Annotated in this window: 14 protein-coding genes; 10 read left to right on the forward strand and 4 right to left on the reverse strand. The window is 48.8% G+C overall.

Going from position 1 to position 19,035, the window contains the following annotated elements; translation table 11 throughout:
* Window positions 1–228 precede the first annotated feature (228 nt).
* The 6 genes from NSQ38_RS07750 to NSQ38_RS07775 all read left to right on the forward strand — a co-directional run bounded on the left by NSQ38_RS07750 (window position 229) and on the right by NSQ38_RS07775 (window position 8,794).
* A complete protein-coding gene (locus tag NSQ38_RS07750; protein WP_339788365.1) occupies window positions 229–2,232 on the forward strand; it encodes a beta-galactosidase in 2,004 nt (667 codons plus the stop codon).
* Between the two features lie 347 nt (window positions 2,233–2,579).
* Window positions 2,580–4,370, forward strand: a complete 1,791-nt coding sequence (locus NSQ38_RS07755) for a sensor histidine kinase (protein ID WP_339788368.1) — start codon at window positions 2,580–2,582, stop codon at window positions 4,368–4,370.
* The gene (locus NSQ38_RS07760) at window positions 4,367–5,476 is read left to right on the forward strand and encodes a response regulator (protein WP_339788371.1); all 1,110 of its coding nucleotides are present in this window, start codon (window positions 4,367–4,369) and stop codon (window positions 5,474–5,476) included. Before NSQ38_RS07755 ends, NSQ38_RS07760 begins: the two co-directional genes overlap by 4 nt.
* 147 nt (window positions 5,477–5,623) lie before the next feature.
* On the forward strand, window positions 5,624–6,904 hold the full coding sequence (locus NSQ38_RS07765) for an extracellular solute-binding protein (protein ID WP_339788375.1): 1,281 nt from the start codon (window positions 5,624–5,626) through the stop codon (window positions 6,902–6,904).
* 181 nt (window positions 6,905–7,085) lie between these two features.
* Entirely contained in the window at window positions 7,086–7,970 is an 885-nt protein-coding gene (locus NSQ38_RS07770) for a sugar ABC transporter permease (protein WP_339788378.1), read from the forward strand.
* A complete protein-coding gene (locus tag NSQ38_RS07775) occupies window positions 7,967–8,794 on the forward strand; it encodes a carbohydrate ABC transporter permease (protein WP_339788381.1) in 828 nt (275 codons plus the stop codon). The genes NSQ38_RS07770 and NSQ38_RS07775 overlap by 4 nt, the downstream gene beginning before the upstream one ends.
* 134 nt (window positions 8,795–8,928) lie before the next feature.
* On the opposite strand, the gene NSQ38_RS07780 is transcribed toward NSQ38_RS07775, so the two are convergent.
* Window positions 8,929–10,422, reverse strand: a complete 1,494-nt coding sequence (locus NSQ38_RS07780) for a PLP-dependent aminotransferase family protein (protein WP_339790438.1) — start codon at window positions 10,420–10,422, stop codon at window positions 8,929–8,931.
* Window positions 10,423–10,557: 135 nt separating this feature from the next.
* On the opposite strand from NSQ38_RS07780, the gene NSQ38_RS07785 reads away from it, so the two are divergent.
* Complete coding sequence (locus NSQ38_RS07785) at window positions 10,558–11,166, forward strand: LysE/ArgO family amino acid transporter (RefSeq protein WP_339788384.1); 609 nt, start codon at window positions 10,558–10,560, stop codon at window positions 11,164–11,166.
* Window positions 11,167–11,376: 210 nt separating this feature from the next.
* On the opposite strand, the gene NSQ38_RS07790 is transcribed toward NSQ38_RS07785, so the two are convergent.
* The 3 genes from NSQ38_RS07790 to NSQ38_RS07800 form a co-directional block, all read right to left on the reverse strand.
* Window positions 11,377–12,213 (reverse strand): methyl-accepting chemotaxis protein, encoded by an 837-nt coding sequence (locus tag NSQ38_RS07790; RefSeq protein WP_339788386.1) that lies wholly within the window; start codon window positions 12,211–12,213, stop codon window positions 11,377–11,379.
* Between the two features lie 379 nt (window positions 12,214–12,592).
* Window positions 12,593–13,594, reverse strand: a complete 1,002-nt coding sequence (gene moaA, locus NSQ38_RS07795) for a GTP 3',8-cyclase MoaA (protein ID WP_339788389.1) — start codon at window positions 13,592–13,594, stop codon at window positions 12,593–12,595.
* Window positions 13,595–13,713: 119 nt separating this feature from the next.
* Window positions 13,714–15,939, reverse strand: a complete 2,226-nt coding sequence (locus NSQ38_RS07800) for a methyl-accepting chemotaxis protein (protein ID WP_339788391.1) — start codon at window positions 15,937–15,939, stop codon at window positions 13,714–13,716.
* Window positions 15,940–16,464: 525 nt separating this feature from the next.
* On the opposite strand from NSQ38_RS07800, the gene NSQ38_RS07805 reads away from it, so the two are divergent.
* The 3 genes from NSQ38_RS07805 to NSQ38_RS07815 are packed head-to-tail and all read left to right on the forward strand — an operon-like array spanning window position 16,465 to window position 19,017.
* A complete protein-coding gene (locus tag NSQ38_RS07805; protein ID WP_339788394.1) occupies window positions 16,465–17,289 on the forward strand; it encodes an ABC transporter ATP-binding protein in 825 nt (274 codons plus the stop codon).
* The gene (locus NSQ38_RS07810; RefSeq protein ID WP_339788397.1) at window positions 17,270–18,082 is read left to right on the forward strand and encodes an ABC transporter permease subunit; all 813 of its coding nucleotides are present in this window, start codon (window positions 17,270–17,272) and stop codon (window positions 18,080–18,082) included. Before NSQ38_RS07805 ends, NSQ38_RS07810 begins: the two co-directional genes overlap by 20 nt.
* Window positions 18,079–19,017, forward strand: coding sequence for an ABC transporter permease (locus tag NSQ38_RS07815; RefSeq protein WP_339788400.1), 939 nt, complete (start codon window positions 18,079–18,081; stop codon window positions 19,015–19,017). The genes NSQ38_RS07810 and NSQ38_RS07815 overlap by 4 nt, the downstream gene beginning before the upstream one ends.
* The last annotated feature ends 18 nt before the right edge of the window (window positions 19,018–19,035 follow it).

Below are 19,035 nucleotides of genomic sequence, written 5' to 3' on the forward strand. Positions count from 1 at the left end.
GTAAAAACAACTTGCCTTATACAATCGGCACTCGTAGTATACTTCATTATAATCAGTTTAACGCGGGCATGGATATTCCATGGAACACATCAGCGTTTGAAGTGGTTGCTGAACAATCGAAGTTCTTCAACCGATAATAATGTAAACGCTACCATTGTGGATTGGAATATGTCAACTCTTTCACACGTCAAGATCATTAAATTTTCCACCTAAAAAGGAGATTAAATCATGGACAAATTATTATATGGTGTAGCCTACTATGATGAATATATGCCTTACGAAAGATTGGACAAGGACATTCAGATGATGAAGGATGCAGGGATCAATGTGGTCCGCATTGCAGAATCAACCTGGAGTACCCATGAACCGCAGAATGGCGTATTTGACTTCTCTTCCGTAGACCGTGTGCTGGATGCCATGCATGAGGCGGGGATTCAGGTCATCGTTGGCACACCAACGTATGCTGTTCCAACGTGGATGGTAAAGGAACACCCGGACGTTCTGGCTACAACCTCACAGGGACCTGGTAAATACGGCGCAAGACAGATCATGGATATTACCCATCCAACCTATCTATTCTATGCCGAGCGGATCATCCGCAAGCTGATCTCTCGGGTAAGCACACATCCAGCGGTAATTGGATATCAGACAGATAACGAGACGAAGCATTACAATACGGCCGGAGATAATGTACAACTGCAATTCGTCAAATATATGCGGAACAAGTTCAGTTCTCTGGATGAACTCAACAAGGAATTTGGCCTCGACTACTGGAGCAATCGAATCAATAGCTGGGAAGACTTCCCGTCTGTTGTAGGAACGATCAACGGTAGTCTGGGCGCTGAATTTGCAAAGTTCCAGCGACAGCTGGTAACCAACTTTTTGGCTTGGCAAGTGGGGATCGTGAATGAATACAAACAGGAAGGACAGTTTGTTACCCAGAACTTTGACTTCGATTGGCGTGGATATTCCTACGGTATTCAAGGGGATGTGGATCATTTTGCAGCATCGAAACCTTTTGACATCACTAGTGTGGACATCTACCATCCTTCCCAGGATGATCTGACGGGCATCGAGATTTCATTCGGCGGCGATGTGGCGCGTTCAACCAAACAATCGAACTATCTGGTACTGGAGACCGAAGCGCAGGCGTTCTGGCATTGGGTTCCGTATCCGGGACAGCTGCGTTTGCAGGCATTCAGTCATCTGGCATCAGGAGCGAACATGGTCGCTTACTGGCACTGGCATTCGTTGCACAATTCGTTTGAGACGTATTGGAAAGGATTGCTCAGTCATGACTTTGAACCGAATCCGGTGTACAACGAAGCAAAGACCATTGGCAGGGATTTTGCCCGTCTCAGTCCAAAGCTCGTTAATCTGAAGAAAAAGAATCGGGTAGCTGTGCTGTTCAGCAATGAGGCCCTGACATCCATCAAGTGGTTTGGTTTTAACTTCACCAGTGACAAGAATTACAATGACGTGGTGCGCTGGATGTACGATGAATTGTATAAAATGAACATTGGCTGTGACCTCATCGACCCGTCTGTTGAGAGTTATGCGGAATATGATGTGCTCGTTGTACCTGCTCTGTATGCAGCTTCGGATGCATTGCTGGAAAAATTAAATCAATTCGTACAGGATGGTGGACATATCGTCTACTCGTTCAAAAGCGGATTCACAAATGAGCATATCAAGGTACGCTCTACCCGCCAGCCTGGCCTGATCAGTGAGGCATGTGGAATTAGCTACAACCTTTTTGTAGAACCAAAACATGTGTCACTGCGGGAGGATCCATTTGGAGTTGGTGAAGAGCAGAACCAGATTCATACCTGGATGGAACTGATTACACCAACAACGGCTGAAGTACTTGCTTGGTATGATCATCCACATTGGGGTGAATATGCGGCAATTACCCAGAATGCCTATGGAAAAGGCAAAGCAACCTATGTCGGCTGTTATACCAGTTCTGCGGTGATCCGTAAGGTATTGGAACGTGTCATGAAGGAAGCGGGCGTGTGGGGAGCTGATCAGGAGCTGGCTTTTCCTGTCATTGTGAAGACAGGTGTGAACGATCAAGGGAACACAATTCGCTACTATTTCAATTATGCGGATGAGGCAACATCCTTTGTGAATGCTTATGGAGAAGGAACTGAACTTCTGGCAGGAACCCCGATAGCTGCGGGAGAGAAGATCGAACTTGAGCCATGGGGCATACGGATCATTGAACAATAATAGGAAATAATAAATATAGGTAGATAAGTTGAATTTAACATGTGCACGTTAACGGAGAGGCAGAAATAACCTGAGGAAGCGGAGCTAAAAGCTTTCTGAAAGAAAGCTGCATCGGAAGCATACACCTCGCCTTTATCACCGGATTTTTCCCTTAGAAAAAGGGAATCAAAAAAATCCGGTGATAACAGCGATCAGAAGGTTGTTCTGACCACGTAGTGATCTCGTGTAACCATTCAATCTATTGTATAACGTGATATTTTAACATTTCCAAACGAATATAAAGACCAAAGCGCCCTCGGCTTCCATGCTGGGGCGTTTGTCTATTTTAGCTCAGGAGTGGATGCGCTGTGTTTACCGAATGTTATCGGAAGCTGACAGATCCTTTTAAACGCAGCATTCGCAATAAATTGATTCTTACCATGACGCTGCTGGCTGTTCTGCCCGTCATTGCCATGACTGCTATGGCAGCCGAGAATACCCGCTCTTCCATGGAAGAGGAGATTATGGAGACCAACCGGGCCAATATGAATTGGGCCTCCATCTATCTGGGTGAACAGTTCGCCCGCATGAACAATATTATCTATTCGATTCAGATCAGTGACGAATTGCATCAATATCTGGCGTTGAACCAGGAAGCACCGGCAGCCAGCCGATTCGATGAACAGAAGGCCATGTTCAATATGCTGAACAGTGTATACTATTCTGCTGGCAATTATGTATTTGGCGTTGAATTGTATCTGAAGGAATTGGACACCTTGTTCACCTTCAACTCCATGGATTCTCGCATCAAGGCGGTATCGGAAATACCGGAAGGGTATCATGAGCTTTTTGCACAACATAAAGATTTTACGATTATCAATGATCCGGACGATCCGCAGAAGTTTCACATGACCCGCAGTATGAACCGCTTTGAGGATCAGGCACAGATCGGCGCCATCAGTTTGGAGGTCAAGTGGGCTGAGTTCAACCAGACCCTGGAGCTGCTGGATAGCCGGGGAGACTATGCGGTATACATTGCTGATAGCGCGGGTAGTCCGGTCTATCAGCCAAATCAAGAGATTCAGCCTTCTGCAGAAGCACTGGAGAAATTGGCAGGTACAAAAGAAAGTTCGGGGTTTATCCGTACAGCCAAGGAATACGTATTCTTTCATTCCATTGAGCCGTCAGGACTGCGTGTGATCAAGATTGTACCTGCCCATGTCATTAATGAAAGTGCCTTGGAAACGATGAAATACGGATTGGTTGTGGGTGGCCTGGCAACCGTCATTTCTGTGGGTCTGGCTGTATTCGTGGCCTGGCGCACATCAAAGCCCATTGTCAGACTGGCGAATTCCATGAAGGGTATCCAGCTGATCAAGGACAGGGAAGTGGTACGAAGCGGTCGGGTAGATGAGATTGGTCTGCTGGAGAAAAATCTGCATGGCATGGCTAATCGTATTCGGGAACATATTCGTGACAACTACCTGATGAATCTGGAGAAGCAGACGGCCGAGCTCAAAGCACTGCAATCTCAGATCCATCCGCATTTCCTGCAAAATACGTTGCAGATGATTGGCGGCATGGTCTACTCGCAAAAACCGGCTGACAGTTACAAAGTCATTCGAGCCTTAAGCGAGATGTTTCGTTATATTGTGCGAGCGCCGGATGGACTTGTCCCTCTACAGTCTGAACTCGATCAGTTGGAGCATTATATGCTGATTCAGAAGCAACGTTTTGCCGGCAGGCTTGAATATACCCTGGAGATTACCGGGGAACTTCGGGCATGTTATATTCCCAAGTTGTCTTTGCAACCCATTGTGGAGAACGCATTTTTACATGGATTGGAGAAGAAACAGGGCGAGTGGAAGCTGGGTATTGAAGTCGTCTGTGAACCTACAGATGTAACCATTCGAATTCGTGATAACGGTGTGGGGATGGATACTGAGAGACTAACGGAGATGCAGTCCAGACTGGAGCGGCTTACCCGGCAGGCAGATCGGGTGTGGAGTTCAGGTACAAGTATTGGACTGGTCAATGCTGCCTCACGAATTATAATGCATTTTGGACCTGAATATGGGATGAGCATGGAAAGTGAATACGGACAGGGGACGAGCGTTACGGTACGAATCCCCTGCAATACAGGAGGCGAAGCCTTGTGAACAAAGAACTGTACAGAGTGCTGCTAGTGGACGATGAACCGTGGAACCGGGATATTTTGCGCAACCTGGGAGATTGGAATGAACTCGGCATGACCGTTGCAGGTGAGGCAGAGGATGGTGAGCAGGCCATACAACTGGTCAAGCAGCATCAGCCTCACATTATCATTACGGATATGCGCATGCCCGGTACAGACGGTGTGGAGCTGCTACAGACGCTGAGCGGACAGTACCCACAGATCAAGGTGATCGTGGTGAGCGGATATGACGACTTCAATTATGCAAAACATGCGATCCGCCATCGGGCTGCAGATTATCTGCTCAAACCGGTGAATCCGGATGAACTGAATGGTGTACTTGCCAAATGTGCAAAAGAGTTGGAAAAGGTTGAATCAGCGCCTGAATCATGGGAATCGTATCCTTCTACGTTCGCAGGTGAGTTCTCCCTGTTTCAGCAGCAGGCTCGCTTGCGGTTTAATGACCTGAACGTTCAGAGTCTGCGTGAGTGGTTCCAACAATTGCAGCAGAAGCTGGAACGATGCGAGATTAACAGACCTCGGCAGCTTGGAAGGGTGGCTCATGAACTACAGGCTTTGTTGGATGAACTGTGCGTCTCAAATGGCTTGTACGAGCGGCCCGAAGCAACGGCGTTACCTCCTTCAACAGCGCTGGCTTCCATCGGATCCACGATTGCATGGATTTCGACTCCGTACTATCAGGCTTTGGAGCAGCTGATTGCGCAGCGTAAATTCAAGAACAAGCTGAACCTGGACGAGGTGAAGCAATACATTGAGCAGCACTGTATGGAGATGATTACGCTGGAACAGCTCGCCCAGATCTTTTTTGTCAGCAAGGAATATCTCAGCAAGGTATTCAAGAAGGAGTATGAGGTGAACGTGACCGACTATGTTATCCAATTACGTATGACGAGAGCGAAAGAATGGGTGATGGATGAACAGATTCCGTTCAAGCATGTTGCCGAGATGGCGGGTTATGAAGATGTGTCCTACTTCTATCGGGTTTTCAAAAAGCATTTCGGAGTATCTCCAGGGGAGATGCGGAAGGGACAAGCTCGTATGTCAGGCAATTCAGGCAGTAGCACGGAATGAGTCGTTTGAGAGAGCATTTGTGGCAGGATTAAGGTTTAAAATAATCCAATACACAAGTCTAATTTTGTCCAATGAAGCGCTTTCATTTTCTGATATATAATGAGCCTATGAAAGACAAACCAGTTACACACCGGGAGGTCATAAGAGATGAAAGTATGGAAAAGCGTAGCAAGTGCGGTACTGGTCAGTGTTCTGCTCGCAGGTTGCGGTTCCAATGCAGGAACGGACAATGGGCAGGAGGAGTCGGCGTCAGGCAGCACGGTATCACTCAAAGTATTCGTTGCACAACCTCGGCTGAAAGAACATTACGATAAATATATAGAACAGTTCAAAGCCAAGGAGAAGGCAGAGAAAAACATTGAGGTGAACGTGCAACTGGAGATGCCGCCAGCGGACAATGCCCCTCAGATTCTGAAGACTCGCCTCGCCTCCAATGATGCACCGGATGTGTTCGCCCTGCATGCAGTCAATGAGATTCCACCATTCAGCAAAGCTGGTTATCTGGAAGACCTGTCGGGCCAACCTTTTGTCGATAAGCTGCTGGATTCGGTTAAACCTTCCATAACGGATGCGGAGGGCAAAATCGTAGCTGTTCCATTGGAAACAGTATCATGGGGCTATCTGTACAATAAAGATATTTTCAAAGAGCAAGGGCTGGAAGTGCCAACGACGTTAACGGAAATGAAAGAGGTCGTGGAGAAACTCAAAGCAGCCAACATTACACCGTTTGAACTGTCCTACAAAGAAGCCTGGATTCCGCAATTATTCCTGCCACTTACCGTGGGTGCATTAACTCAGTCTGAGCACAAAGACTTCGTGGAGAAGATGAATCAGGATCAGGGCTCCTTCTCCGATATGAAAGCATTGTTCGATATCTTCGATCTCGTCAATGCCAATGGAACGGACAAAGCGCTGGAAGTGGGCGGAGATGATGGTTCAGCAGCCTTCGCATCAGGAAGCGCCGCGATGTGGATTCAGGGACCATGGTTTGCCGAAACCATTCTGAAGTCCAACCCGGACTTTAACTTTGGTGTAGCACCAATGCCGATCAATGACAATCCGGATGATACCAAAATCAATCTGAGCACCTCCACTTCACTGGCAGTATCGTCATCTAGCAAAAACAAAGAAGTGGCACTCGATTTCGTGAACTACATTCTCGATGACAAGGATTCAAGCGCATTCTACGAAGCACTCAAGTTTAATCCGATTGCCAAGATCCATGACTTCAAGAGCTTCCCTTGGGTAGACGATGCCCAGAAATATGTGAGTGAAGGTAAAGCTTATGAGGACCCATCCCTTCCTCAAGCGGTGAAAGACGAGTCAGGCAAAGCGTTGCAAGGCTACTACTCTGGGCAATTAAATCAACAGCAGGTTATCGATGCGCTCGACAAGGCGTGGAAATCCTACAATAAAGTCAACAAGTAAGGAGTTGCGAGAAATTTAGTACCTGCTTTTGTTGGCAAAATCTCAACGGTTTTGGGAGTTTTGTCAACAAATTAGCGGTACTTTATTTCGTCGCAGTCTCCAAGCAGATGATATGGCAGGCAGAACGTTCTTCGTTCCCTCGTTTACAATCATCCGCTTCGAGTGAAAAGGGGGAGAACCTATGGCTACGAATGTGTTCAAGAAGTATCTGTCACTGCTCGCGTTCACTGCGCCTGCCTTTGTCATCTATGCGATTTTCCTGCTGTATCCCACGTTTAGTGGCATGTTCTATAGTCTGACGGATTGGAACGGACTCAATCGGGATTACAGCTTTATCGGTCTGGGCAACTTTGTGGAATTGTTCAAAGAAGATCCCGACTTTCTGAACTCCCTGTGGTTCACGATGAAATATGTAATATTTATGCTGATTCTGCAAAATGGAATTGCCTTGTTACTCGCCGTGTTGATTGAGTCACGGACGCGCAGCAAAGGGCTTTTCCGGACGCTGTTCTTCATGCCTAACATGATCAGTACAATCATCAGTGCTTTCATGTGGACATTCATCTTCTCTCAGGTGTTGCCACAAATCGCAGAGAAACTGGCCCTTTCGTTCCTCGACCAGCAATGGCTGGGTGATCCGAAGTTTTCATTTTACTCCATTCTGATCGTATCGCTCTGGAACGGTGTAGGGTATATGATGATCATCTATCTGGCCGCTCTCCAGGGTGTGCCAAAAAGTCTCAAGGAAGCGGCTGTTATTGATGGGGCTAACGCTTTCCAGGTACTGCGCAATGTGGTGTTGCCGATGATTACTCATGCTGTGACCATCTGTTTCTTCCTGACGCTCAACGGAGCATTCAAAGTGTTCGAAGTGGTGTATGGACTGACTGGTGGTGGACCGGGCCGGGCCACGCAGGTTATCACGATGAATATCTATGAAGAAGCGTTCTCCAACAACTTCAGATACGGCTATGCGAGTGCCAAATCGGTTGTATTGTTCATCATCGTGCTCATCTTTACACTCATCCAGATCACCGTCATGAAGAAGAAAGAGGTGGAAGCATGAGGATGCAACGACTGAACAGTTATCTGATTCGACTGCTGCTGATTCTGGGTTCTCTTGTGGCCATGCTGCCGATCTATATGGCGGTGGTGAACTCTTTCAAAACACAGGGTGAGATGTTCGAATCCTTTATCGCGCTGCCTACGACGTTGCACTGGGAGAATTATTCGGACGCGTTTAACAAAATCAATCTGTTAGGCAGTTCGATGAACTCGGCGATTGTATCTTTTCTGGGGATTGGGGGAATCGTCTTCTGTGCCTCACTTGCAGGATACAAGTTGTCACGTACCTCAGGCCGCGCGAGCAACCTGATCTTCTTCCTGTTTGTTGCATCCATGCTGGTGCCGTTTCATTCGATCATGATTCCGCTGACACGGGTAGCCAAAGGCATGGGTGTACAGGGAAGCACATACGGATTGGCCCTGATCTATATCGGACTTGGTGTGAACATGGCGATCTTCCTCTATCACGGGTTTGTGAAGTCCATTCCGCGTGAATTGGAGGAGTCGGCTCAGATTGACGGATGTAATGAGTTCCAGACGTTCTTCCAGATTATCTTCCCGCTGCTGCTTCCGATCACAGTCACCATCGCGATTCTGGACTTTCTGTGGATCTGGAATGACTTCTTGTTACCACTGCTTATGTTGACCGATGTGAATCGTTATACGCTGATACTGTCCACAAACATGCTGTTTGGGGAATATAACAAGGAATGGCCGTTGATTCTGTCCTCCCTGGTACTGACTGCGATTCCGGTTATTCTGATCTACGCGTTCTTCCAAAAGTTCATCATGGAGGGTATTGCAGAGGGTGCTGTAAAGGGGTAAAACATTCGAAGGAATTCTTAATTTCGCCGGTAGCTACGCGCTTCTGGTATTCGAACACACTTAGGAAACTTAAGCAAATAGCCTTGATCTGAAGGACATGGTCCTTTCAGGTCAAGGCTATTTGCGTTGTGAACTCAAGAGCCGAAAGTCAGGAGCTTACGGGCAGCTTCTGCGAGGCATTGTATTCCACGTTCCATCTCATCAGGTGAAGCATACGCATATGAGAGCCGAATGTGACTCGCGTCCAGCCGGTCATACAGATAGCCCGGGTGGATTAGTACATTCTGCTCCAGACAGGTATGGAACAATTGGCGGATGGAGAGAGGGGATACAGTGAATTGCAGCCAGATGTAAAATCCACCAGCGGGTATGTTCCACTCCGCCATGCCGTGAAAGTGACGTTGCAACAGATCCAGCATGAAGTCTCTGCGTCTGCGTAACTCAGGGCGAAGGCGTTCCATATGTCCTGCATGATGACCTTCGGCGAACCATAGGGCAGCAGCTTCTTGCGCAAGTGAGCTGGTACCATAATCGGTCTGCATCTTGATATCTGCGAGTCGGCGTATAACCGGTTCTGGCCCGACCAGCCATCCGAGGCGCAGACCGGGGCTGACCGCCTTTGACAGGGTGCCCATATGCAGCACCCGTCCTTCCTGGTCACGCGCCTTCAGCGATGACGGAGGAGGAGTATCTAGCCACAGATCACTGTAGGCAGCATCCTCCAGTATGGAGATGCCTAATGTCCGAGCGGTTGTCATCAGTTCTTCCCGGCGGTGATCACTCATCACAGAGCCGGTGGGATTATGAAAGCTCGGGATCGTGTAGAGAAGCGAGATGTGATCTTGATCTTTGACATGCTGCGCAGCATCCTCCAGACGTGCAATGTGTAGGCCTTCGTCATCCATCGGGATACCACTCATTTTCAACCCTGCCGATTGAAAGGCGTGAATGGAATAGAGGTACGACGGTTTTTCCAGCAGAACCGCTGATCCGCGAGGGAGCAGTCCGACCGAAATCAAGTGCAGCGCCTGAAGAGAGCCGGATACGATCAGTATGGAATCTGGAGAGGCCTGAATGCCAGTCGTCTGCAAATGGGCGGATAAAGCCTCACGAAGCTCCAGGCTTCCCTGAGGTTCCAGGTAGTTCAGTGTACGAGAACGATGGGACAGTTCGTACAGAATGTCGTTAAAAGCATCCTGAGGCATCAGCTCCGGGGCAAGCTCCCCTGTACCAAGCCGTATGATGCCAGGTCGGAATTCAGCCTGATTAATCTGCTGGATCTCTGGCAGGTTGGGGTAATACCAACCCTCCTCGATGGCTTCATTCCAGTTGGGCATCGCTCCGTGAGCCATACTATGCCAACCGGAGCCGGAAATATAAGTTCCCCCGCCATGTCTGCCTTCAATTAGACCAGCGGCGGCCAGATTATCAAGGGCTGTGACCAATGTACTGCGGTTTACCCCCATGGACTCTGCCCATATTCGCTGTGAGGGGAGATGGTATCCTGCTGACCATTCGCCCGTTGTGATTTTCTGGCGGATATAGGCTTCAATCTGGCGATACAAGGGCAAGTCGAGAGAAGGGTTCGGCTTCCACCCCATGCTTAGCCGGGAATCGGAACATTCCATAACCGGCAGAATCACCTCCGTTTTTCTTTGTAACAAACACTATATCATTTGGTTGGGTCTGATGCCATCCAAGTGGTTGGTTACGTCAGCCATCATCTGCCCTACTATGGAGTACAGAGATAAGGGGGAAGAACGATGGAGGTTGTTATTCATGCAGTGGTTCTGGCGTTTGGCCTGATCTTGCCACTGGGTGTGCAGAATGTATTTATTTTTAACCAGGGCATGAGCCAGAGGCGTTATATACATGCCCTGCCTGCTGTAATAACGGCAGGGGTCAGTGATACGTTGTTGATCGGGGCAGCCGTCGGAGGAGTATCACTCATTTTGCTGCATTGGCCATTGCTGGCGAATGTGTTGTATGGCGCAGGAAGCTTGTTTTTGCTGTATATGGCTTGGAGTATCTGGAGGTCATCCGAATCTGTGGAAGGTTCGGGGACGGTAATGTCAGCAGGGCGACAGATTGCGTTTGCCGCATCGGTATCTTTACTCAATCCCCATGCTCTGCTGGACACGGTTGCCGTGATTGGCACCAGTTCACTTCAGTATGAAGGGGTGGAGCGCATCTATTTTGCCCTGACAGCCGCGGCTGTATCGTGGATATGGTTCTTGGGACTTGCAGGCGCAGGCAGGGTGATTGGCAGAACGGATCGAACTGGACGCATCAGTCTGGTGTTTAATCGGTTGTCCGCTGTGGTCATGGTTGGACTGGCGGTTATGATGCTGTGGAAGCTCATCTATTCCTAGAAGGACCGTGATGTGGCTCGTCTTGTTTAAAATAAAAAAACTCCCCGTGACGTTAATCGCGCAGGGAGTTCAATATGAGTGCTGAATTTGGTGATCAGCATAACCTGCTGATCTAGTTATTGAGTTGGAACATGTAGTGCTCGATAACGCTTTGGTGTAGCGTCTCTTATATATGATTAGTCATTTGAGTTAAGGTCATCGTAATCGGATCTATTCTGCCTTCAGCAGCATGGATTCAATAAACACTTTCAGATCATGGCTTACGCTGTTCAACTGATCAATGACCTCGCTGAACTCGGTTACCATCACAGCCTGTTGGCTGCTAGACTGCGAGATGGATGTGATCTCTTGCTCCATCTGCTGAATGGAATACTGAACATCCTTCAAGGAACGTTCGATATTCACCGTAGCTTCTTTGGTACCCGTTGAAAGTTTACGCACTTCAGATGCAACAACGCTGAATCCGGCGCCTGCTTCGCCTGCTCGGGCTGCTTCGATAGCCGCATTCAGGCCCAGTAGATTGGTTTGTTCTGAGATTTCACGGATGAATGCGGCGACCTTGTTCACTTCACCTGAGTTCTGCACAGCCATGCGGGTATTATCCAAAATTTGCGTGGAAGAGGCCGTCAATTGCTCGGATTGGGCAGCTACCGTCTGCACCATATCTGTTAATTTTCCGCTGATCCCCCCGATCAATTCAGTGAAGTACTCCAGTTTTTCCTCATTCTGAAGAGAGAAACCAATGGCAAGTGTACCCACGATATTTCCTTGCTCATCCCGAAGTGGGGTAGCCGCCGAGTTGATTGATGTGCCATAGAATTTTGCATCAATTCGGTTCGCTGAAGTTTCCCCATGTATAAGTGCCCGGCGGAGTGTAGGGTCATCGAGGGAAACGGGGTCTCCTGCCTTGATGCCCAGATCAAGCTCGTTGCTGGGAACATAATACCAGAACTTCTCGGTATCGGTTACCGCAATCATGATATCGTGTTCTTTGAGCATAATTTTAAAATATGGACTCGCTGCAACGAGTGCTTCAACAATGTTCAATAAGGTTCAGCTCCTATAGTGTATGTGTGCATATCATCTAGATGTATGTATATACATCGTCAGAATTATCGGAATCTTGAAGACCCAACAAGGGCAATAAGGTATATTAATTAAATTTTTAACAAATGAAACAGGAGAATTGATGATTTTCAGGAATTTATGAAAACATAACGAAAAAGCAGGCGAGAACAATCAAGTTCTCGTCTGCTTTGCTATCCACTTATTCTATGGAATGCTCCATGTCTCGTGATCCATGTTGATTTACGTAAGGGTTCACCGCGCCAGCGTTATCTCATCCGTTGTGTGAAGAGGTCATCCTGACGGTACAAATATGTAACCGTACGAAGGAATGCGCGGTTGTGTTATATGCGTACTGTTGCTATCCGCCAATCTGGGACATGCGCCGTACCGTCGGCGTGTGAGATTGCATTTTTTGTTCCAAAGCCAGAGCCATCTCATGGTTCTTTGGTTTCGTACCCAGCGCTTTGAGGAAAAGCGCCGCCATGGCATCCGGATCATCCACGAAGCGGCGAACATTATACTCATCCGACCAGTACAGGCAGGCTTTGATATGTCCGTCAGCGGTCAGCCGAAGTCGGTTGCAATTGTCACAGAAGTGATCACTCACGGGATGAATCAATCCAAATGTGCCTTCGGAGCCCGCAATTTTCATATTGCGTGATGGGCCATTGCCCGCAGGGCCTGTTGTATTTTCTACCGTCCAGCCTGCTTCAGCACATACATCTGTCACGGCTTCCAGCGGCAAATAAGATTTGCGCCATGAATCCGAAGCCTGTCCAATCGGCATATATTCAATAAAACGTACATGGAGAGGTTGATCAATCGTCATTGCAATAAAATCCTTGATCTCATCATCGTTGATACCCTTCATCAGCACAACATTCAGCTTGATCGGAGCAAGGCCAGCGGCTGTTGCAGCTTCAATGCCTTTCAGTACCTTGTTCACATCTCCGCCCCGGGTAATCATGGAGAAGCGATCAGCGCGCAGGGAGTCCAGACTGATGTTAATCCGGTTTAATCCAGCATCTTTCAACGCCTGAGCTTGTTTATCCAGTAGAAGAGCGTTGGTAGTCAGTGCAATATCGTCAATCCCCTCAATCGCCGAGATCATGCCAACGAGCTTGTGAAGATCCTTGCGTACCAGCGGTTCGCCCCCAGTGAGCCGAACTTTACGCATGCCCATCGGAGCAAGCACCTTCAGCACCTGTGCGATCTCTTCGTAGCTCATAATCTCATCATGTGGAGCAAACTCCATGCCCTCCGCGGGCATGCAATACACACAGCGTAAATTACAGCGGTCCGTAACAGAAATACGGATGTAGTCATGTATCCGGCCAAATGAATCCTGAAGCAGTTCCATGCAGACCACCCTTTCATCGGTTCAGATTGGAAATCTTCTATTATAAATGATACGACAATTTCAAAAGGAACAGTTGCATCAAATTTTAGCTATTTCTCCAATCCGCGTCAACGATAACGTCAGATGACAGCATTTTTGGCGGGGTGGTTCAGGTGGAATTGTCCCACGAGTTGTTGCAGAAAGACCGTGATGGCTTCCACGTTATGCGAAGAATGCTGAACCTGTAACATATCACGGATCAGCTCCATCATCTCTGCTTCTACCTCAGCAGAAGTCGCCCGATTTTGATGGCTGATTGCAGCAATATTCTCCATTAGCATGACCACTTGATCCACAACTTGTGTGCGCTCAGGCTCTTCAGCGGTAGCGTTTTTCAGAAGTTGCGAAGCGGCCTGAACCAGTGTCGTTCCCTCAGCAAGTACCTGGTCACCCTCAGTAATCAATTGGGATGCAGCTCCTGCTGCCGTTGAGATTCGGTCCAGAATCTGATGAATATTTTCCGTAGAAGAGCGGGATAAATCGGCCAGCTTACGGATTTCCCCCGCCACAACCGAGAAGCCTTGGCCATGTTCGCCCACGCGTGCAGCCTCAATGGTAGCATTGAGAGCCAGCAGGTTGGTCTGAGCTGAAATTTCATCAATGACAGCCAGTGCACGGTAAATCTCTTTCATCGTATCCATGAAGGACAGGATGGTACGGTTGGTATCGGATACCGCTCCTGAGATTTGGGTCATTTTGTCGCCGATTCGTTCCACTTCCTGCTGGGCCACGCCGATCTGTTCGGTTGCAGAGGTCTCGAGTTGTTGCAGCGTTATGCGCATGTGATCAGCAGCGATCCTGGCCTGGTCGAGATCTTCCAGTTGGGTGCGAATAGCCTGAATCATCGATCCAAGCTTGTGGTTCACACGCTCAGTCGTACCCTGGGTTGTCTCTGTTGAAGTTCGCATCTGATACTGGTTGTCCATAACGTCTACCGTGGCAAGTTGTACCTTCAGCATAATGCCTTCCAGAGAGTCAATCATGTTGTTGATCCACTTCGCCAGTTCACCCGATTCGTCTTGGGCAAAAGCAGACGTGTCCAGGCGCTGGGTCAGATCCCCCCTGCCTTCGGCGTTAATTCGAATAAATCGGCTGATGCGACGTAAGTCTTCATGCACCCGTCGATATTGGCTACGATGCAGCTGTAATGCAGTGAAGAATCCGAATAACACATTAAAAGCGCCCATTGCTGCCGCACCCCAACCACTACCAGTGAGGGCATAGACAAGAGCGGCTCCTGCAACGCCTGACAAAAGCGTGAAGAGACTGTGCTGCTTGAACTGGCGCCAGCCGATGCTTCGTATCCGATACACTTCCTCCAGATCCCCTTCACACATCATGCCCCAGCGATCAGGACAGTGTGGCAGCTGGAAGGTGATGCCTTTGCCGATCACAGAAATATGGCGGTAATCCGAGTAGCCGGGAAAAGCTACGAACAGATTGGAACCATTCTGAATGGTGTTTGCTACCCCGGGGTGTAGTTCTCCGGTCGACGGATCAGTGAACATGAGTTCCAGCTCGGTATGTTCCTTAACGGATACGATACCCCATTCGGTGGTGACACCATCTTTGAGGTTTTCCCCATGCGTAAAGGTGCGGTCTTCGAATCGACTTCGGGATAAGGCGGTGCCGGGTTGCAGATGGGGCCGTAAAATCGACTCAGCCATAAAGAGATAATTGTCACCAGAATCGGGATAGATATGACCTGATTCTCGTTGGATCAGGTCACCGAGTACATCCCCGGGTACACGGCTGCATAATGAACCGACATATCGACCTTCCTGCAGGATTGGGGAGATAAACAGCAAGGTGACATCATCGTGAAAATTGGACGAGCGTGGACCAATGTCCAACGTCAGTGGATCAGAATATGGACCATACAAGCATTTTTTGCCATGACGATCTGCTCTGGAGTATTTCAATCCTGGTCCAATTAAAGCTTCGTAATCTTTATAAATCTGTCCAATATGTTTCTTATATGTAGAGAATACCACCTGATTCTGTTCGTTCAGCATGAATAGCTCCGTACTGTCTACGGCTCGAATATAACTGGATTGAAACCATGCATCTAGTTTGCTTAGTTGCTGTGAACCTTGTAATACATCCTGTAATTGGACCGACTGTATCTGTTGAAGCAAACGATCCAGGTGATTCCATTGTTCATCTGCCCAGTCCATCATAAGCTGCCGTCTCGTTTCGGCAATTCCCTCAAAAATCTGTTCCACATCTTCTTTCATATGTGCGTTCAACCGATACGATCGCCACAGCGGCAATCCTTTTTTCCATCCCAGCCAATCAAACATCATGACCACCCCGATTTCTGGATTTGAAAGCTTCGTTCTACTGATCTTTGGATAGACCTATATATGTGATTTTCAAAGTGATATGTGACAGAGGAATCCAACCTGCGTGGTGATTGATCCAGAACAGTGATACCGCCTTCATCATTCAGGATCGTTGACTCACGTTGAGGTGGAAGCCCTTGTACGTCTATTCAATCTTTATACAAGAAAACGAACAAGAATACGAGGGGATATGTCATATTTTCCGAATATTTAATCAATAAATACAAATGATTGTGCGCTTGTTGTTAGGTGAATTGAATGTTAGCTATCTACGAAGAAAACTCACATGGATGTATCTGAGAATCCATCTCATTTTACATTGTGTAACATGAACAGGCCCATACTCAAAACACACTGTATAATGTAATCCCCGCCCAAAGCGATATAGTATTATCTAACAAGCAAAACCTGTTACGTTCGTGTATATAAACCTCCCATTCAGCCTTGGTGTGCAATGAAAACAACTTCCCACAAAGGAGAATGCCCATGTCCTCCATATCCTCAGCTACAGTCCCCGAAGCCTGCCATATTGATGTAGATCATGTGTCCGTTGTTTTTGGCACAGGTACACAACAGGTCACTGCCTTGTCGGATGTTACATTCCAGATCCAGTCCAATGAGTTTGTCTCTCTGCTGGGCCCTTCCGGCTGCGGCAAGTCGACCTTGCTCCGGCTGGTGGGTGATCTACTTCAACCTACCTCAGGCAACGTACGCATTGCAGGTCAGGAGCCTGAGCGGGCCCGGCTACTGCGACAGTTCGGCATTGTCTTCCAGACACCAGCCTTGTTCGATTGGCGCACCGTTCGTCACAATGTGGAATTGCCCTTGGAACTGCTGGGTACCCGCCGTAAGGAGTGCCGCCGCATTAGTAGTGAACTGCTTGAAATGGTAGGACTAACTCGCTTCGCCGACCATTATCCATGGCAACTCAGTGGAGGGATGCAGCAACGTGTATCCATTGCACGAGCCCTTGCGCTTGATCCACCATTGCTGCTCATGGATGAACCCTTTTCCGCCCTGGACGAATTCACCAAAGAAAAACTTCAATTGGAGCTGCTTGAGATCAAGCGCTCAACAGGCAAGACCTTCCTCTTTGTCACACACAGCATCCCCGAAGCCGTATTTCTGTCCGACCGGATCATCGTACTCTCGGCGCATCCGGGGCAAGTGCACTCCATTCATTCTGTTAATCTGCCTTCTGACCGCCATAGTGAACTGAGAGAAACGGAAGCTTTCTACCACATGATCACAACCATTCGCAATTGCTTCTACGAGGAGCGTGATGAATCTCATGTCCCTGAGGTTCTTTAAACCAGGATATCGATCTTGGATCGTCATCTGGATTATGGCCGTATTGGTGCTGTGGGAAGGAATCGCCTGGACGCTCCAACTGTTCCTGTCACCCCAGCAGGCGGCGTCTCGCCTTCCTTATCTGCATGATGTCCTTGCAGCCTTGTTTCGTTACTCGGGTACGCTGGCAGAGCAGGGGGCTGTCACCTTTGGCAATGCCGCGATTGGTTTTACAGGGGGAACGCTGCTTGGCCTGGGTCTAGCTCTGCTCATGAGCGCAGCTGTCTGGCTGGAGCGCACGTTATCGCCATATGTAGTCTCCTCACAGATGGTTCCGGTTATTGGTCTCGCACCAATCGTGTACGGCATCATCCACAACGCGGAGTGGGCCCGAATTGTTATGGCGGCGTATGTCACCTTCTTCCCGATCATTATCCATGCGTTAAAAGGATTGAAAAGTGCAGCACCAGAGCATCTGGAACTTATGCGTTCCTGTGGAGCTTCACTGACCGCACGATATATCAAATGTCTGCTGCCCTCAGCACTACCGGGACTATTTTCTGGTATGAAAATAGCTGCTCCGCTCGCGGTGACTTCCTCCATCGTTGTGGAATTGATGGGCGCTCCCGACGGACTCGGCGTCCTGATGGTCAGTTCGTTATATTACGGCCATGCCCAAGTTGGCATGTTCTGGGCCACCATCATGCTTAGCATTGGCATTGGCCTGATCTCGTATCTGGTCATCAGTCTGGCTGAACGTTGGCTAACCCCCTGGCAGCCTGAGTTCAGGGCCAAAGGAGGTGATGCCACATGAGTGAAGGTAGAGTTTTGCAACGGAAGCGTGATGAAGGTGTGGCAATTGCTGCTGTAACTGGAGCAGCTACGCCCCTCACGGGTTCACAGGTGACATCTGCCCCTGGATCGGAAATTCATGGACAACAGGGACAAGCCGAAAAGGCCAGATCGGGAACCAGCGTTCGCGGGCGCTCAATTGTACTGAGCATGCTTCCTTGGGGGGCAGGTGTGATGTTTCTCGCTCTCTGGCAGCTCAGGCTGTTTCATTGGATATTCTCGCTGGAAAGCTACCAACTGCCTGTGCCTTCCGCGATTGCGGCATCGATACAGGAAAATGCCAATATGCTCTTTCGTTATGCGGTGTACAGCGGAGCCGAAATGCTGGGAGGTTTCTTGCTCGGCTCACTGCTCGGTGCTCTGGCAGCGGCAGGTGCATCGTTCTTCCCAACAAGCGGCAGGGCGGCGGTTACGGTTCTGTCTGCACTGAACGCTGTTCCGATCGTGGCTCTTGCCCCAATTATGAACAATTGGTTTGGAGACGGGATCTGGTCGCGTATTGCTGTTGTCACGGTGATTACGATGGCCGCCATGGCCGTTAGCCTATTCAAAGGGCTGACTTCCATTGAGCCGCAGTACAGTGATCTGCTGAGCGGCCTTGCTGCAAGCAGGATGCAGTTTTTTTGGAAGCTAAGACTGCCTCACGCGCTGCCTTCCCTCTTTGCAGGACTGAAGATCAACATGTCCACCAGTATTATCGGGGCCATTGTGGGTGAATTTTTCATTGCCTCCCAAGGGCTGGGGTACTTGCTCTCGGATCAGATTAGACTGGCGAACATGCCCTTGGCCTGGTCCTGCATTGTCATCGCTGCCGCGCTCGGTATTGTGTTGTATGAAGCGGTTGTCCTGGCAGAAAAACGACTCATTCCGTGGAACCGTGCACGCACAGATCAATAACGTACATCAGGGTACCAA

Origin of the sequence: Paenibacillus sp. FSL R7-0313, from assembly GCF_037969885.1 — a bacterium.
In the GTDB taxonomy this organism is placed as follows: Bacteria; Bacillota; Bacilli; order Paenibacillales; family Paenibacillaceae; genus Paenibacillus.